This window comes from Exobacillus caeni (assembly GCF_005747095.1).
Taxonomy (GTDB): domain Bacteria; phylum Bacillota; class Bacilli; order Bacillales; family Guptibacillaceae; genus Exobacillus; species Exobacillus caeni.
The window spans coordinates 52,495-69,821 of the sequence record NZ_SWLG01000001.1 but is presented as its reverse complement, the minus strand read 5'-3'; the positions used below and the strand labels follow the sequence as shown (position 1 = coordinate 69,821).

13 protein-coding genes and 1 other annotated feature are annotated in these 17,327 nt (G+C 45.1%); all 13 genes read right to left on the bottom strand.

The window, feature by feature from the left end; genetic code table 11:
* Positions 1 to 3: 3 nt before the first annotated feature.
* The 13 genes from leuB to FCL54_RS00295 all read right to left on the bottom strand — a co-directional run bounded on the left by leuB (position 4) and on the right by FCL54_RS00295 (position 17,283).
* Positions 4 to 1,113, bottom strand: coding sequence for a 3-isopropylmalate dehydrogenase (leuB, locus tag FCL54_RS00355; RefSeq protein ID WP_138122019.1), 1,110 nt, complete (start codon positions 1,111 to 1,113; stop codon positions 4 to 6).
* A 16-nt stretch (positions 1,114 to 1,129) separates the two neighbouring features.
* Entirely contained in the window at positions 1,130 to 2,677 is a 1,548-nt protein-coding gene (locus FCL54_RS00350) for a 2-isopropylmalate synthase (RefSeq protein ID WP_138122017.1), read from the bottom strand.
* Positions 2,664 to 3,689 (bottom strand): ketol-acid reductoisomerase, encoded by a 1,026-nt coding sequence (gene ilvC / locus FCL54_RS00345; protein WP_138122015.1) that lies wholly within the window; start codon positions 3,687 to 3,689, stop codon positions 2,664 to 2,666. Before ilvC ends, FCL54_RS00350 begins: the two co-directional genes overlap by 14 nt.
* A gap of 558 nt (positions 3,690 to 4,247) precedes the next feature.
* Positions 4,248 to 4,769, bottom strand: a complete 522-nt coding sequence (gene ilvN / locus FCL54_RS00340) for an acetolactate synthase small subunit (protein WP_138122013.1) — start codon at positions 4,767 to 4,769, stop codon at positions 4,248 to 4,250.
* The gene (ilvB, locus tag FCL54_RS00335) at positions 4,766 to 6,481 is read right to left on the bottom strand and encodes an acetolactate synthase large subunit (RefSeq protein ID WP_138122011.1); all 1,716 of its coding nucleotides are present in this window, start codon (positions 6,479 to 6,481) and stop codon (positions 4,766 to 4,768) included. The genes ilvN and ilvB overlap by 4 nt, the downstream gene beginning before the upstream one ends.
* Before the next feature lie 112 nt (positions 6,482 to 6,593).
* Positions 6,594 to 6,837: a binding site (T-box leader), on the bottom strand.
* Complete coding sequence (gene ilvD / locus FCL54_RS00330) at positions 6,833 to 8,500, bottom strand: dihydroxy-acid dehydratase (protein ID WP_138122009.1); 1,668 nt, start codon at positions 8,498 to 8,500, stop codon at positions 6,833 to 6,835. It overlaps the preceding feature by 5 nt.
* 15 nt (positions 8,501 to 8,515) lie before the next feature.
* Positions 8,516 to 9,421 (bottom strand): branched-chain-amino-acid transaminase, encoded by a 906-nt coding sequence (ilvE, locus tag FCL54_RS00325; protein ID WP_138122007.1) that lies wholly within the window; start codon positions 9,419 to 9,421, stop codon positions 8,516 to 8,518.
* A 386-nt stretch (positions 9,422 to 9,807) separates the two neighbouring features.
* Positions 9,808 to 11,067: a homoserine dehydrogenase gene (locus FCL54_RS00320; protein WP_138122005.1), complete on the bottom strand. Its 1,260-nt coding sequence runs from the start codon at positions 11,065 to 11,067 to the stop codon at positions 9,808 to 9,810.
* On the bottom strand, positions 11,054 to 12,760 hold the full coding sequence (gene acsA, locus FCL54_RS00315) for an acetate--CoA ligase (RefSeq protein WP_138122003.1): 1,707 nt from the start codon (positions 12,758 to 12,760) through the stop codon (positions 11,054 to 11,056). The genes FCL54_RS00320 and acsA overlap by 14 nt, the downstream gene beginning before the upstream one ends.
* A 43-nt stretch (positions 12,761 to 12,803) precedes the next feature.
* Positions 12,804 to 13,523, bottom strand: coding sequence for an ABC transporter ATP-binding protein (locus tag FCL54_RS00310; RefSeq protein WP_138122001.1), 720 nt, complete (start codon positions 13,521 to 13,523; stop codon positions 12,804 to 12,806).
* A 17-nt stretch (positions 13,524 to 13,540) separates the two neighbouring features.
* Positions 13,541 to 14,380: an ABC transporter permease gene (locus FCL54_RS00305; protein ID WP_425467079.1), complete on the bottom strand. Its 840-nt coding sequence runs from the start codon at positions 14,378 to 14,380 to the stop codon at positions 13,541 to 13,543.
* A gap of 18 nt (positions 14,381 to 14,398) precedes the next feature.
* Positions 14,399 to 15,406: an aliphatic sulfonate ABC transporter substrate-binding protein gene (locus FCL54_RS00300; RefSeq protein ID WP_138121999.1), complete on the bottom strand. Its 1,008-nt coding sequence runs from the start codon at positions 15,404 to 15,406 to the stop codon at positions 14,399 to 14,401.
* An 83-nt stretch (positions 15,407 to 15,489) separates the two neighbouring features.
* Positions 15,490 to 17,283, bottom strand: a complete 1,794-nt coding sequence (locus FCL54_RS00295) for a PLP-dependent aspartate aminotransferase family protein (protein ID WP_138121997.1) — start codon at positions 17,281 to 17,283, stop codon at positions 15,490 to 15,492.
* Positions 17,284 to 17,327 lie beyond the last annotated feature (44 nt).

The window sequence follows — 17,327 nt, the reverse complement described above, 5'->3', positions numbered from 1 at the left end:
GACTTATGCGTATGCTGCAAGAATGCCCGCTGTAGCATCGTCTTCTTCTAATTGATAAACGACTTGCTTGATCATCTTCTCTGTTGATAACGTGCATGAACTATTTGAACCAAGATCCATTGTCCTATAACCTGCATCCAGAACCTCTGTTACAGCTTTCTCCACTGCTTCCGCCTCTTCTTTCATGCCGAATGAGTATTTAAGCATCATGGCTGAAGACAAAATCATTGCAAGCGGATTTGCCATGTTTTTACCCGCAATGTCCGGAGCAGATCCGTGAACTGGTTCATATAATCCATACCCATCACTTCTCATGCTGGCAGATGGCAGCATCCCAAGCGATCCGGTGATCATCGACGCTTCATCGCTCAAGATATCTCCAAACATATTTTCCGTCACGATAACATCGAAAGCTTTTGGATTGCTGATCAATTTCATGGCAGCAGCATCAACAAGCATATGCTCCACTTCGATATCCGGGTTCTTAGCTGCCGCTTCATCCACTACTTCTCTCCACATTCTGCTCGATTCAAGCACATTAGCTTTATCTACTGATGTCAGCTTTTTGTTTCTCATTCGCGCAAATGTGAAAGCCTTCTCTACGATACGTTCGATCTCGTGCCTCTCGTATTGAAGAGTATCAACCGCTGTTTCCCTGTTTTCGCCTTTTCTTCCGCTCGGCTTACCGAAATATATTCCTCCTGTAAGCTCCCTCACGATCAAGAGGTCGACATCCTGGACAACCTCCTTTTTCAATGGCGAAGAAGAAATAAGACTATCGAAAGCCGTTACCGGTCTCAGGTTTGCAAACAATCCGAGCTCTTTTCGAATGCCAAGCAATCCTTTTTCCGGGCGAAGTTCTGGAGGCATCTTATCCCATTTTGGCCCTCCTACTGCTCCGAGTAGAACAGCATCGCTCTCTTTACAGAGGTTGATAGTTTCGTCTGGCAGCGGAGTTCCTTTTGAGTCGATCGCCTGACCCCCGATCTTTCCAAAAGCAAACTCAAATTGATGGCCAAACCTTGATGCCACTGTTTCCAGCACTTTCATCGCGCCTTCGGCAACCTCAGTTCCAATTCCGTCTCCAGGTAAAACAGCGATTCTTTTTTTCATGATGTTCTCCTCCTTTTTATACGTTAGCTGTCCTTTTGAATTTTTTCTGGAATCCGTTTATATAAACGCGATTAACCGCGTTTAAGTATGCTCTTGCAGAAGCCTCCAGAACATCCTGGGCAGTTCCTCTTCCGCTTGACTCAACACCTTCATACGTTACCTTCACAAACACCTCAGCAAGTGCGTCACGTCCGCGCCCCACTGAACTTAAACGGTAATCTTGCAACTGAAGATCGCCGTCCACCATTCTTTCAAGCGTGTTGTAAATCGCTTCGACGCTTCCTGATCCTGTTGCAGCCTCCTGGATTCGAGAGCCGTCTGGAGAAGTAGCGACGATTGTTGCTGTTGGAATATTTTCTGTTCCGTATTGAACCTGAATGCTTTTCAGTTCATATTTCTCTGCCTCAGCCGATTCTGTCTGCTTATCTGTTAACATTACAAACAAGTCCTCATCCGTAACTTCTTTCTTTTTGTCAGCGAGATCTTTGAACGATTGAAAGGCCTCGTTTAACTTTGTGTCCGACAAATCGAATCCAAGCTCCTGAACTTTTTGCTTAAACGCATGCCTTCCGGAAAGCTTGCCTAAAACAAGTCTGTTAGAGTAGACACCGATCAGTTCAGGTGTGATGATCTCGTAAGTGGTTTTTTCCTTTAACACACCATCCTGATGGATGCCTGATTCATGGGCAAATGCATTTGCGCCAACAACGGCTTTGTTTGCCGGTACCGCCATACCAGAAAGCTTGCTTACAAGATTGCTGGTTCTTTTTATTTCATCAAGCTTCAAACCCGTCTCAGCCTTGTAATGGTCATTCCGAATTTTTAGAGCCACAGCAACTTCTTCGATCGAGGCGTTTCCCGCTCTTTCCCCGATTCCGTTGATCGTTCCTTCAATCTGCAAGGCGCCATTTTCGATTGCAGCCAGTGAATTTGAAACCGCCATGCCAAGATCATCATGGCAGTGAGTAGATAGTTTAACCTTGTCGATGTTCGGGACATTTTCCATCATATAGCGGAACAGGTGGCCGATCTCCTCGGGACTGCGATAGCCAACCGTATCAGGCAAATTGATAACGGTCGCCCCGGCATCGATCACTTTAGTTACAATCTCAACTAAAAACTTTCTGTCCGAGCGGCATGCATCCTCTGCTGACCATTGCACCTGAGGAAACCGTTGCTTCGCATACTTTACTGCATTTACAGCTGTTTCCACTACTTGATCAGGAGTTTTTTTGAGCTTATATGTCATATGGATCGGTGAAGTTGCCAGGAATACATGAATCCTTGGTTCTGCAGAATCTTTTAATGCTTCCCATGCCCAATCGATGTCCTTTTCGTTTGCTCTTGCCAGGCCGGTTACTGAACAACCTTTGACCGTTTGAGCAATCTTCTTTACCGCTTCAAAATCTCCTTTTGAGGAAGCAGGAAACCCTGCTTCCATGATATCGACACCGAGTCTTTCCAGTTGTTTGGCTATTTCAAGTTTTTCAATCGAATTTAAATTGACTCCCGGTGTCTGCTCTCCGTCTCGAAGGGTAGTATCAAAGACATCAATTTTTCGCACTTGTGACCACTTCCTTTTTCGGTTGTCTTTTTACAAATGGCATCATTGCTCTTAGCTCTTTACCGACTACCTCAATCGGGTGATGCTTCTCACGTTCGTTGATCGCACTGAATTCCGGACGGTTCAATTTATTTTCCAGGATCCATCCTTTCGCAAATTTACCTGTCTGGATATCATCCAGGATGTCTTTCATGCGTTGCTTCGTATCTTCGTTCACTACTCTTGGCCCTGAAACAAAGTCTCCCCACTGGGCTGTATCTGAAATGGAATAACGCATTCCTGCAAGTCCTTCCTCGTACATCAGGTCAACGATCAGCTTCATCTCGTGCAAACATTCAAAGTAGGCAACTTCTGGCTGGTAGCCTGCTTCTGTTAATGTTTCAAAACCTGCCTTTACTAAAGAGGTAACACCCCCGCAAAGAACCGCCTGTTCTCCAAACAAGTCTGTTTCTGTTTCTTCTTTAAAGGTTGTTTCCAGTACGCCAGCTCTTGCTCCACCGATTCCTTTTGCATACGCGAGCGCCGTCTCCTTCGCTTTTCCTGTTACATCCTGGTAAACTCCGATCAGCGCTGGAACGCCGGCATCTTCTTCAAACGTTCTGCGGACAAGATGCCCGGGTCCCTTTGGAGCGACAAGGAAAACGTCAACATCCTTCGGCGGAACTACCTGGTTGAAATGAACGTTGAATCCGTGTGCGAATACAAGCGCATTTCCCATCTGTAAGTTAGGTTTAATTTCTTGTTCGTACACTTCAGGCTGTCTTTCATCAGGAAGAAGAACCATCACGACATCCGCTTCAGCAGTCGCATCAGCTACCGATTTAACCGAAAAACCATCTTCTTCCGCACGGTCCCAGGAATTCCCCGGACGGAGCCCAACTACCACATCATAACCGCTGTCCCTCAAATTCTTAGCGTGAGCATGCCCCTGTGAACCATAACCAACAACCGCAACCTTCTTTCCTTTCAAAACCTCTTCATTGATATCCCCGTTATAATAAACCTTCGCCATCTAAAATCTTCCTCTCTTTTATAATTTTTTATTTTTTGAGAAAATTTAACGCAAACTTTCACTACTTTTAGTCAGGGTGTCGTTGATTTCCACTTCAGGTTGCTCGCTTTCTGCGGGCGGGCGGTGAGCCTCCTCAGCACTACATATCTTGATTCTTTTTCTTTATTTGAGGACATCTGGTCCTTTATTTGTGACAAAAGGGGCTTTTTTAAAAGGTTATAGGACATTTATTCCGTTATTTATTTGGAAAACGCCTGTTTAAATCCGATTATGAGCAAATAGCGGAACGTATGTCCTCATTTCTTTTTAAAAGTTGTGTTTTTACACAAATAGAGGATTCAATGTCCTATAATTCCCAAGCCTGGCTTTCCAGGCGCTCATGGATTCTCTAAATTGCAAATCTCTTTAAGCTGGTTTCAATCCCCTTAAGTAACTATCTTTTTATAAGAGCATAAGCGACAAGTCTCGTTGGGTTTAAGGATGTCGCCAAGCTCACTTGTAAGAAACTCAAAACCCCTAAGAGACGCCGGGGAGCAAAACTGCTCTCTTCTCCACCCTTTATTTCAACAACGAATACTGCTTCAGCTCCGTCACAGACTTCTGCGATCCTCTCGTGAACGCCGTAATACCCGTCCTCGCCAGCTCCTTGATCCCATATGGACGAAGCAGATCAATAATCGCTTCGATCTTCGCTGAATCCCCTGTCACCTGGACCGTCACACTATCACGGCTAACGTCTATAATCGACGCCCGGAAAGGCTCCACAATTCCACCGATCTCATTTCGAACCTGCCCATTACTCAACACCTTAATCAACGCAAGCTCCCTCGCGACAATCGCCTGATCCGTAATATCCGAAACCTTCAACACATCAATCTGCTTATTCAACTGCTTAATAAGCTGTTCAATCTTCTGGTCATCATCCACATTAACAACAAAAGTCATCTTCGAAATGCCTTCTTTTTCCGTATAACCTACCGTGATGCTCTCAATATTGAACTGCCTCTTACTCAACAGGCCAGTCACCCTATTAAGCACTCCACTCTGGTTATTTACAGTCGCTGTAACGATCCTTCTCATGGTTTCACCCCGATCATCTCATGGAGTCCTTTTCCTGGTGCTATCATCGGAAATACGTTCTCTAATCCGCATACCCGGCAATCGATCACGACCGGCTCTTCGTTGTTCATTGTTTCCTTGAAAACCTCAGCAGCTTCCTTTTCCGAGCTAACCTTATAGCCTTTTATGCCATAGGCTTCCGCTAATCTCACAAAATCGGGCTGAACCGGAATCAACGAATGAGAGTATCGTTCTTCATAAAAGGTCTCCTGCCACTGCCTCACCATTCCCAATGATTGATTGTTTAAAATAACCACTTTTACAGGAAGGTTTAGTTCTTGCAGAACAGAAAGCTCTTGAAGTGTCATCTGGAAGCCTCCATCGCCAACCAAACCAACTACCGTTTTATCTGGGAATGCCAGCTGCGCTCCGATAGCAGCCGGAAACCCAAAGCCCATCGTCCCAAGTCCGCCTGATGTCACCCACCGGTTCGGATTTTTAAATTGATAATACTGTGCCGCCCACATTTGATGCTGGCCAACATCTGTCGTTACGATTGCCTCTCCCTCTGTATGTTCATGAATCAATTCAACAAGACGCTGTGGCAGCAGTTTTTCTTTTTCTTCTTTGTACCAGAGAGGATAATCCTTTTTATAACCAGATAGATGCGCTCTCCATTGTTCCGACTCTGCTGGTGTGCCGTTTTGTTCACTAAGTTTGCGGATTGCTTCACCGGCATCAGAGACGATCGGTATTTCTGTCTTCACATTTTTTCCGATCTCCGCAGGGTCGATATCGATATGCGCGACGGTAGCTTCCGGTGCGAAGTGCTTAAGGTTTCCAGTAAGCCTGTCATCGAACCGGGCTCCGATGCTTATCAATAAATCACATTCATATAGAGCCATGTTCGCAGCGTAAGTCCCATGCATCCCTGCCATTCCTAGAAACAACGGATGATCACCTGGAAAGCTGCCAAGACCGAGCAATGTGTTTGTAACCGGTATTTTCATTTCTTCGGCAAAGGTGAGGAGATCATGTGATGCATTTCCGTGCAACACACCCGCTCCTGCAAGAATCACTGGCTTTTTGGATTCTGATATCGCTTCTTTCAGCTTTTTGATTTGCAGAATGTTCGGCTGTGTCGTCGGCTGATAACCAGGAAGGTTAACCTCCTCATCAAACTTTGGATCAGTGAAACTGTTTGAAATATCTTTTGGGATGTCGACTACTACCGGTCCCGGTCTTCCCGTTGTAGCAATATGGAACGCTTCTTTTACTATGCGGGGCAGGTCTCCTGCATCTCTTACCTGGTAATTATGCTTTGTGATCGGCGTTGTAATCCCCATCACATCTGATTCCTGAAAAGCGTCTGTTCCGATCACGTTCGTTGCAACCTGCCCTGTGAAAATAACGAGTGGTAGGGAATCCATCATGGCGTCTGCAATCCCTGTTACAAGATTGGTAGCGCCTGGACCTGAGGTGGCAATGACAACCCCCGGCTTTCCCGAAACTCTTGCATATCCTTCTGCCGCATGGATCGCACCCTGTTCATGCTTCGTCAAAATATGTTTGATCGGGTTTTTGTAAAGAGAATCATAGATCGGCAGTACTGCGCCTCCAGGATAACCAAACAACACCTCTACATTTTCTTCCTTTAAAGCTTGAATAAGCACATCAGCTCCGCTCATCGTTTCCCTCAAGGGCTCTGCTTCTGCCCTTACCTTTGCCCTCATAATCTTTCTCCCTCCAATTCATTTTTCTTTGCCGCCGGTAGTCAGGCTCCAGATTATTTTGATAAAAGGTATAAAAAAAGCCTTTCCACTCCTACGCATGTGTTTACCACTACGCAGGGGTGAAAAGACTATTTCACGGTACCACCCTACTTTTCTGCATTTTTACAAATGCAGCCTCATGGACAATAATCATTGTCCTTTTAATAACGAGTGCACGGCACCCGGCTCATCCTACTGTAATCTTTCAGATAAGCACTCAGAGGGGATGTCGCTGAAGGGAGCATTACCGGTTTCCAGCATTACCGGCTCTCTGTGAATACCCGTTCCTTCAACTTTTACCTCTTCATCGATTTATATTTTCATTATGCCGCCGGTACTTGCTGATGTAACCAGTTTGGCATAGCGGGCAAGATAACCACGCTTAATTTTTGGTTCAGGCTGTGTCCAGCCGTTTCTTCTTTCTTTTAGCTCTTCATCTGTTAGGAGAACATTGATCGATCTGTTCGGCAAGTCGATAATTATCTGGTCGCCGTTCTGGATAAGCCCGATCGGTCCGCCTTCTGCCGCTTCAGGAGAAATATGTCCGATGGAAATTCCCCTCGAAGCGCCTGAAAACCTTCCATCTGTTATCAATGCAACTTTTTTGTCGAGCCCTCTTCCAGCGATTGCGGAAGTAGGAGCAAGCATCTCAGGCATCCCCGGGCCGCCTTTTGGCCCTTCATAACGGATTACGACAACGTGGCCTTCTTTTACTGTTCCGTCATCGATTCCTTTCTGGGCATCTTCCTGTGACTCGAAGACGATCGCTTCTCCGACAAACGTTTTGATCGATGGATCAACCGCCCCAACTTTGATTACCCCGCCGTCAGGAGCGATATTGCCGTGCAAGATCGAAAGCCCTCCGACAGGACTGTAAGGATTATCTTTTCGGTGAATCACCTTATCGTTTGTGATTTCAGCGTCTTTTACGTTTTCATATATTGATTTTCCGGTAATCGTGATCCGGTCTCGATGAACTGCTCCTTCTATCTGACAGAGCTCTTTGATGATTGCACTTACTCCTCCTGCATCATGTACATCCTGCATGGAATAATCAGAAGCAGGGCTTATTTTTGAAAGGTACGGGACTCGTTCCGCAACCTCATTAATCCTTTTCAAGTCGTATTCTACCTCTGCCTCATTAGCAATCGCGAGGGCATGGAGTACCGTGTTCGTCGAACCGCCCATCGCCATATCGAGTGCAAACGAATCGTCGATCGCTTCTTTTGTGATGATGTCCCTTGGCCGAATATCCTTTTCCACCAGGTTTATTAAATGGCGTGCAGCATCCTTGATCAGCTGATGCCGTTCTTCTGAGGTGGCAACAATGGTACCGTTACCCGGAAGCGCCATGCCGAGCATCTCCATCATGGAATTCATGCTGTTCGCAGTAAACATTCCTGAACAAGAACCGCATGTCGGGCATGCACTTTGTTCGAGCTCCAGTAATTCCTGCGTAGACATTTTTCCAGACTGGTGGGCTCCGACTCCTTCAAACACAGACACTAGTGATAACGATTCACCAGAGCTTGATCTTCCCGCTTCCATCGGGCCGCCTGATACAAACACGGAAGGGACGTTCGTTCTTGCCGCTGCCATCAGCATCCCAGGAGTGATTTTGTCACAGTTCGGAATATAAAAGACTCCATCGAACCAGTGCGCATTGATCACTGTCTCAGCTGAATCAGCAATGATCTCTCTGCTCGGAAGGGAATATCTCATTCCGATATGCCCCATCGCAATTCCGTCATCAACCCCGATCGTGTTGAATTCGAACGGGATGCCTCCTGCTTTTCTAATCTCTTCCTTTACCACTTCTGCAAATTTATTCAGGTGCATATGACCCGGAATAATATCGACATAGGAGTTACAGACACCGATAAAAGGCTTTCCAATATCCTCTGTTTTCACTCCCGCAGCATGTAACAGACTACGATGCGGTGCTCTGTCAATTCCTTTTTTGATCATATCGCTTCGCATGTTATCTCTCCTGACCTATCCTACTTGGGCATCCCTTTTAGAAGGGTAAACCTTTTCTCCATCCACCGTTACAATGTCCCGAAACGCTTTAAGAAGTTTATTGGTTGTTGCTCCTGGCTTGCCGTCTCCGATTTTCCTGCCATCCACTTTGACAACAGCGATGACTTCGGCAGCGGTTCCTGTCAAGAACACCTCATCTGCAACGTAAACGTCGTGTCTAGTGAATGTTTCCTCTCTCATTTCATAGCCTTCTTTTTTGGCAAGTTCCATGATCGCGTTCCTGGTGATTCCTTCAAGTGCTCCTACATAACCAGGAGGAGTCTTAATGACATTTCCTTTGACGATGAATACATTGTCAGCTGATCCTTCTGCAACATATCCCTGGTCATTTAACATCAGTGCCTCGCTCACACCTGCCAGATTGGCTTCTATTTTCACTAAAATATTATTTAAATAGTTAAGAGATTTAACTTTAGGGCTCAATACATCTGAGCGGTTTCTTCTGCTTGCCACTGTCGCAATTTCAATTCCTGACTCATATAAATGTTTCGGGAACAAGGCCAGCGCTTCTGCGATGACAATGAGCTGAGGCCTTTTGCAAGTAAAAGGATCAAGTCCAAGATTCCCAACTCCTCTAGAAACTACCACGCGAATATAAGCATCCGTCAGTTTGTTCTTTCTAAGAGTTTCGGTAATAATTTCTGTCAGTTCCTCCATCGTGTAAGGTATTTCAAGCATGATTGAATGGGCAGAATCATAAAGCCGCTGGAGATGTTCGCTTAATCTAAACACATTGCCATCATACATGCGAATGCCTTCAAACACCCCATCTCCATATAAGAATCCATGATCATACACGGATACTACAGCATCTTCCTTCTTAACAAATTCGCCGTTTAGGTAGATCCACTGTTCACTCACCTTGTTCACTCCTTTCGTTTTAATACATAGACGCATTAAAGTTAATAATTAAATTCTAAAGGCCCAGTGATAAACACTGTCCTCCTGTTCAATTGGTGAAATTATTTGATAATTTTTCTTTGATTGAGGACAATAATACGCCCGTTTTCCAGTAAGGTCAACACCCTATTTAAAAATTTTTAGATAATTCAAATTTATCTGATTTGTTGTAATCGCTTTCATTCGCTAAATGGTGCGGATTTTGATTTACTAGATTTTTTCAAAAAAATTTTAATGAACCGGTATTCACCGTCGTTTCGCACTATTGACGTTTATTGACTATAAAAAAATCCCAAAAAAACAACCCCGATTTTTTAAAACCGGAGTCAAACAACTAACCTATATTTTTATCTTGTGTTCACTATAACTAATTCTTTAGACTCAAAGCGTAATCCTTCCCCTTCCACGGGATAAACAACAAGGGTAGAATATTGTTTTAAAAGGCGGTTGACCGTTGCCACTGATCCGCTGACGTAATATCCTGTGACAGATTTTCCGTTTACTGTGAGTGTCTTCGCTTCATGGACAACGACATCATCTGGCAGATTAATAGAAGGGACGACAAGGAGCCAATCTTGTAATCTGTTATCATCTTTTAAGGTGCTCTCCTGATTTTCCCCCTTTATTTTCTCATGTACGAAAGGATGGTTTGAGTCTTGAACATGAAGAAGATCTTCCACCATGGCACTTGCTGTCGGCTTCGCCCCGGCCCCCGGACCCGTTAATGTCACTTCGCCTACAAGATCACCGGTTACTGTAACAGCGTTGTCTACGCCTTCTATGGAATAAAGCGGATGCGACGGAGCCATCATCACAGGTTCTACACGTGCTTTCAAACCTTCCAGACTTCTTTCCACCGTTGCAATGTGCTTAATCCTGAGCCCAAACGCTTCTGCTATACAGATGTCACCGAACGATACATCTCGTATTCCTTTTCTAGTTGTTTCTGTCCATTCTGGCTGAACGCCGTATAACAGTTCTGAAAGAATCATCAGTTTGTAAAAGGCATCCCATCCTTCCACATCGTTTACAGGGTCCGCTTCGGCATAGCCTTTTTGCTGGGCAGCTTCAAGTGCCCTGGAAAAAGGAATTTGCCTCGTCCTGATATCTGATAAAATATAGTTCGATGTTCCGTTTAAAATACCCGTTACCTTTGAAACATCATTCACCTGAAGCAACTTCCTTAATGTTCCTATAATCGGGATACCGCCAGCAACTGCAGCTTCAAATAAGATATTCACATTGTTTTCCCTGGCTTTTTTCTTCAGTTCGATTCCTTTGTGGGCGAACAATTCCTTGTTTGCTGTCACAATATGGCATCCCTTTTCCATTGCCTTTGAGAGGTAGGTGTAACCTGGTTCTACACCTACAATTGCTTCCATCACAACATTAAGCCCTGGAGTTTCCAGGACTTTTTCGATATTTGAAGTAAACAGTACATTAGAATCAACGTTTCTTTTCTTCTGTTCATCTTTTATTAAAACAGCGGCAACTTCGACAGGCTTGCCAAGAAGAGTTTCCAGGCGTTGCTGGTGGGTCTTGACCGCCTCATAGACGCCGCTTCCGACCGTACCGAAACCAAGAAGTGCAACTTTAAGCTTTGACATATTTCCCCTCCTGTTCGTTAGCCTTATTTTGTTTTTGCAACTCCCATTCTTTGAGCTTTCTCCTCAAAATCTTTCCGCTGATTTTTGTTTTTGGCAGTTCCCCTACAACCTCGATCTCTCTTGGGGCAGCGTGGGCAGCTAGCTTTAGTTTCACAAAGCTTCTGATGTCATCCACAAGTGCTGTGCTCTCTTCATAACCGTTCCGCAATGTGATGAACGCTTTAACGATTTCTCCGCGAACGGGGTCCGGTTTGCCGATTACGCCTGCCTCGGAAACAGCAGGGTGCTCGATCAGCTTGCTTTCTACTTCAAACGGGCCGATCCGCTCTCCAGAAGACTTGATCATGTCATCATCTCTGCCCTGGAAGAAGATATAGCCCTCCTCATCCATTAGGGCAAGATCTCCAGAAACGTACCAGCCTTTATATTTGAAATAAGCATCAAACTTATCTTTATTCCCCCAGATTTCCTTCATAAGTCCCGGCCACGGTGCCCTGACAGCCAGCTGTCCCACTGTTCCCCTCGGAAGCTCGTTACCTTCTTCGTCAAGAATTCCCGCTTCAATTCCCGGGAACGGCCTGCCCATTGAGCCTGGTTTAATTTTTGCTGACGGAAGGTTTACGATAAGGTGTCCCCCAGTTTCCGTCATCCACCAAGTATCGTGGATTCGCAGATTAAATCGTTCGAAAGCCCAGTGGATAACCTCTGGATTCAGCGGTTCTCCAACACTTAGAACATGTCTGAGAGACGTTAAGTCATAATCCTGGGCGATATCAGAGTTAGACATAAGCATGCGGAATGCTGTCGGTGCGCTGTACCAGATACTAACCCGCTTATCCTGGATGATCTGGTACCACTCCTCTGCCTTGAATCGGCCGCCGTGAATAACAATCGTCGCCCTGTTTAACCATGGGGCAAACAGGCCATAGACGCTGCCAGTTACCCAGCCCGGATGCGAAGTACACCAATAAACATCTGTGTCTTTTATGTCCAGCACCCATTTTCCTGTAACGAGATGGTGGGTTACCGTCCTGTGTGCATGGAGAACTCCCTTTGGCTTGCCTGTCGAACCGCTTGTATAATGAATGATCATGCCGTCTTCCGGGTCAACCCATTCAGTCAATTCTGAAGACAAAACAGGTTCTGGCTCAGATTCCATTTCCTCCACAAGCAATATCGTTGAAAGCGAAGGGATTTCATTTTCTGGAACTCTTTTTCGCAGTTCTTTATCGGTGATTAACACAGTTCCTTCACAATCATTGATTCGGTCTTTTACTGCATCCTCCATGAATGCCTCGAATAAAGGACCGGCAATCGCTCCGATTTTAATCACCGATAAAATTGCGATATAACATTCTGGTGTCTTTGGGAGAAAGACAAATACGCGGTCTCCCTTTTTGACTCCGTGCTTTTTTAAAATACCGGCATACAAATCTACTTTCTCTTGCACCTCTTTAAAAGTAAGCGATTCGTCGACTTCACCGTTGACATAATAAAGCGCTGTTCGGTCCCCATAGCCATCATCTATGTGGCGGTCGATGCATTCATACGCTGCATTCCATTTACCTGTTTTGCTGAAGCTCAATCCCTGTTTTGCATCTTCCCAATTAAATCGAGAGTACGTTTCGTGATAGTTTGCCAGATTATGATTTCCTTCAAATGCTGGTATCTCTTTTCGTGTAATGGTTTGCATCATCCAGCCTCCTTCTTATCCCGTTAGTTGTCTATATCTATTTTTAAAGTTCAAGGCATTTTAAAATTCTCTCTTTATAGGCTGCAACCTGCTGGCTTCCTCTTCGCCTTGGCTTTGGCTCTTCGATTACGAATTCCTGCTTGAAGACACCTGGCTGTCCTGTTAAAATAATGATTCTGTCGCATAGATAAAGCGCTTCATCAATATCATGGGTAACCAGCACCATCGTGGAACGATACTCACTCCAGATTTTTAGCAAAAGGTCTTGAAGCTGCATTTTTGTAAATGCATCGAGCGCACTGAAGGGTTCATCGAGCAACAGAAGCTCAGGCGAAGTAACGAGTGCTCTTGCGATCGCAACACGCTGGGCCATTCCTCCAGATAACTCGAGCGGATAATAGTTTTCGTAGCCTTTTAAACCAACAAGTTCAATATACCTTTCTGCTTTCAACCCTTTTTCTTGTTTCTTTTCGGAAAGTCCGAAAGAAACATTATCTTTTACAGTCAGCCATGGCATCAACCGCGGTTCTTGAAAAATAAAGCTCGCATTCGTGTTAACATTTCGAACAGCGTTTCCGTTCAGGGACACTTCTCCTTCATAACCTTCATCCAATCCGGAAATCGCCCGTAGCAATGTACTTTTCCCACAGCCACTCGTACCTAATAAACCGACGATCTCTCCCTTATATGTTTGAAAGCTGATGTTTTTGACGGCTGTGTTTCCGTTAAAACGGCGTGTCACGTTTTTAACCATTAAACTCACTTTCATTCACCTCCGTTTTATGAACGCTCCAGGCGATCCTGCCAGTGCAATGCTTTGTACTCGAGCCTCTTTAAAAGTGCGTCAGTCACTTTTCCGAGAATCGCAAATAGCACGATACTTGCGATAATCAAATCGGGAGAGTACGTGTTTTGTCCGACGACTAACAAATAACCGAGACCCTGGCTTGCCCCCATTAATTCTGCAGCGACGACAAACATCCATCCAAGTCCGAGCCCGCTTCGCATACCGACGAGAAAGGAAGGAAGCGATGCAGGCAAAATGATTCTTTTTACGAGCTGAAAATTAGTGAAGCCATACATTTTCCCTACTTCTATCAGTTTTCGGTCAACTCCAGATATCCCGCTCACAATATTGAGATACACCGGAAAAAATACACCGACCGCGATCAGGGCCACTTTGGAAGCTTCCCCAATACTCATCCAGAGAATGAACAAGGGGACCCACGCTAGAGAGGGAATGGAACGGAACGCCTGAATCATTGGATCCAGAAGCTGTTCCACCCTATTGTAAAAACCTACAAAAGATCCGATTATCACTGCTGCTGCGGTTCCAAGTAAAAAACCAAGGAAAATTCGGTAGGTTGTGATGCCAACGTGGCCCCAGAGTGTCCCCTTTTCTGCAAGTTCGATAATTTTATCTACGATCGCTGTAGGGGAAGGGAGCTGGTAGGCAGGAATCACCCCCGCCCGGCTCAACGCTTCCCATACGATGATGAGAATAACCGGCAAAATACTTCCAACGATAAATGGATGAAACATAGCTTTTTTAAACGGTGAAGCCTTTTTCACTTTTGGGAAAGGAAGGCTCGCGGTATTTCCATTTTGATGATTCGCCAATGCTTCTACCTCCTCTGGTTACTGATCCTCTTTTTTAACATAAGAAGGATTGATCAAATCGTTAACAAGCTTTTCAATATCAGCACCTTTGTCGATCGCTTCCCCTTTTTTCAGCACTTTACCGGCTGCCTTCAGCGCATCTTTATGTTCGGTGCCTGGCACAGGATTTGAAAAATCGTTTCTTTCCAGTTCCTTTTTCGCTACTTCTACGTCGATGTTCGCTTCTTCCGCTAATATTTCTGCAGCTTCGCCAGGGTTTTCAAGCACCCATTTGCGGGCCTTTTCATATACCTTGATCACTCGCTCAACATAATTTGGATATTTTTCAGCAAAATCTGAACGGACATTTAAAAATCCATAGGTGTTAAAGTCCGGATTGCGGTAGAAAAGTTTTGCCCCTGTTTCAAGTTCTGCTCTTGCCATGTGGGGATCTAGCCCTGCCCATGCATCAACGTCACCTGAAGCCAATGCATTAGCTCCATCGCCGTGCTGAAGATTAACGAGTTGAATGTCCTCTGCCTTTAATCCTTTTTCATTTAGTGCACGAAGAAGGAAAATATATGGATCCGTGCCTAACGTGGCGGCTACTTTTTTCCCTTTCAAATCTTCTACTTTTTCAATCTTTGATTCTTTGTTTGTCACCAATGCTGTCCATTCCGGTTTGGAATAAACATAGACATTTTCGATCGGTGACCCTTTCGCCTTTGCCATCAATGCAGCGGCACCGGCTGTTGAACCAAAATCAACACTGTCGCTGTTAAGGAACTCGAGCGCTTTGTTGCTCCCCTGGCTGAGGGTATAAGAAACTTCGATGCCTTCTTTTTCAAATTCTTCTTCTGCCCAACCAAACTTTTTCACAACAAGGCTGGTTGGAGAGTAATAAGCATAGTCGAGGCGGATTTTTTCCGGTCCTGTTTCAGAACTTGCTTCTGAAGAACATCCTGCAGAGAGGACTGCGAAGGCAACCAGCAGGACGATCGCAAGAAAACTTCTTATATCGATAAATGGTATTCTTTTTATTTTCATTTCTATCCACTCCTGTTTCTCTGTTTTATCTCTTAATTGTTGCGCTCCAGGGGGCCTTTCCTCTCGGAGCCTTCCTCATTCATTTAGATTTCACATGCATAAGTAGTAATGGTTCCTCTTAGTCTCTGTGCTTCTTTATATGTGCATCTGTTATGGACAACCTCCAGTCCCGCGTTTTTTGCAATCAAGGCAGCTTCTTCTGACACAACCCCTTCCTGCAGCCAGAAGATTCCCGGCTTTACCTGTGCGGCTTCATGTGCGATACCAACTGCAGCTTCCGGACTCCTGAACACTTGAACGATATCGATCGGCCCCGGGATGCTTTTAAGATCCGGGTATGCTTTTTCCCCAAGGACCTCTGACTCTCTCGGATTTACCGGGATAATCTTATAGCCAAGACGCTGCATTTTTCTGGCAAGTCTGTTACTTGGCCTTGCTTCGTTACTGCTCAGGCCAACAATGGCAACTGTCTTCTGGCGGTGTGATTCTCCATTTTCGCCCTGTTCACGGACGATCGGTGATTGAAGCGCCCAGCGAATAACACCTTCATCGTTAATAACCACCTGCTTTGTTCCATTCCTGCTCTTCCCTGTTGCTTTAAGGAGTGCCTGGTCAAGGTCGTTTGTGAGATCACGAACTGACTCTACCCCTACGGACAAACGGACAAGCTCTGCCTTAACACCTGTTTCTTCAAGCTCCTCTTCTGATAATTGCTGATGTGTAGTGGAGGCTGGATGGATAATCAATGATTTTGCATCACCTACGTTTGCAAGGTGGGACCATAGAGAAACGTTATCGATCAGCTGTCTACCAGCCTCTCTTCCTCCCTTGATACCGAAGTTAACCACAGCACCAAAACCGTTGTTCAACACTTTTTTGGCAAGTTTATGGGAAGAATGGTTTTCAAGGCCAGGATAGGAAACCCATTCTACCGCAGGATGCCCTGAAAGATAATCCGCGATTTCCCGTGCGTTTTGATTGTGCTTCTCCACTCTCAAGTGAAGCGTTTCAAGTCCCTGTAAAAGAAGGAACGCGTTAAACGGGCTTAAACATGCCCCAAAATCCCTGAGAAGTTGAACACGTACTTTGGTGCTAAATGCTAGTGTTCCAAAATCAAGTGCATAGCGCACACCGTTATAACTTTTATCAGGCTCTGTAAAGGTCGGGAACTTTTCTGAGTTCCAATTGAATCTGCCACCGTCAACGATGATTCCGCCTATTGAAGTTCCGTGGCCACCGATCCATTTTGTCGCAGAGTGAACGACAATATCAGCACCAAGCGTAATCGGCTTGCAAACGTATGGTGTTGCAAAAGTGTTATCGACTATCAATGGAATGCCTGCCTCGTGTGCCACATCTGCTACTCCTTCTACATCAAGGACATGCAGGCTGGGGTTTCCGATTATTTCAGCAAAAACCGCTTTTGTTTTATCGGTAATCGCTTTTTTAAAGTTTTCAGCATCAGTAGGATCAACGAGTTTCACTGTGATTCCGTATCGCGGAAGCGTTGTGGTAAACAGGTTATATGTACCGCCGTAGAGATTTGCCGCTGCAACGATTTCGTCACCGGCACTCGCTACGTTCAAGATCGATAGTGTAATAGCAGACATTCCGGAAGCAGTAGCAACCGCCGCTACACCATCTTCGAGAAGGGCCATTCTTTTTTCAAAAACATCGACTGTCGGATTTCCTATTCTGGAATAAATGTTTCCAGGCTCATCTAAAGCAAAAAGGCGTTCCGCGTGTTCGGTATCATGAAAGACATAAGAGCTGGTCTGATAGATCGGTACTGCTCTTGAGCCTGTTGTAGGGTCAGGTGATTGCCCCCCATGCAATGAAAGTGTTTCAAGATCATAAGTGTTGAATTCGTTTGACATAAATTATTCCTCCTAAAAATGTGTGTGGTATACACGCTAGATAA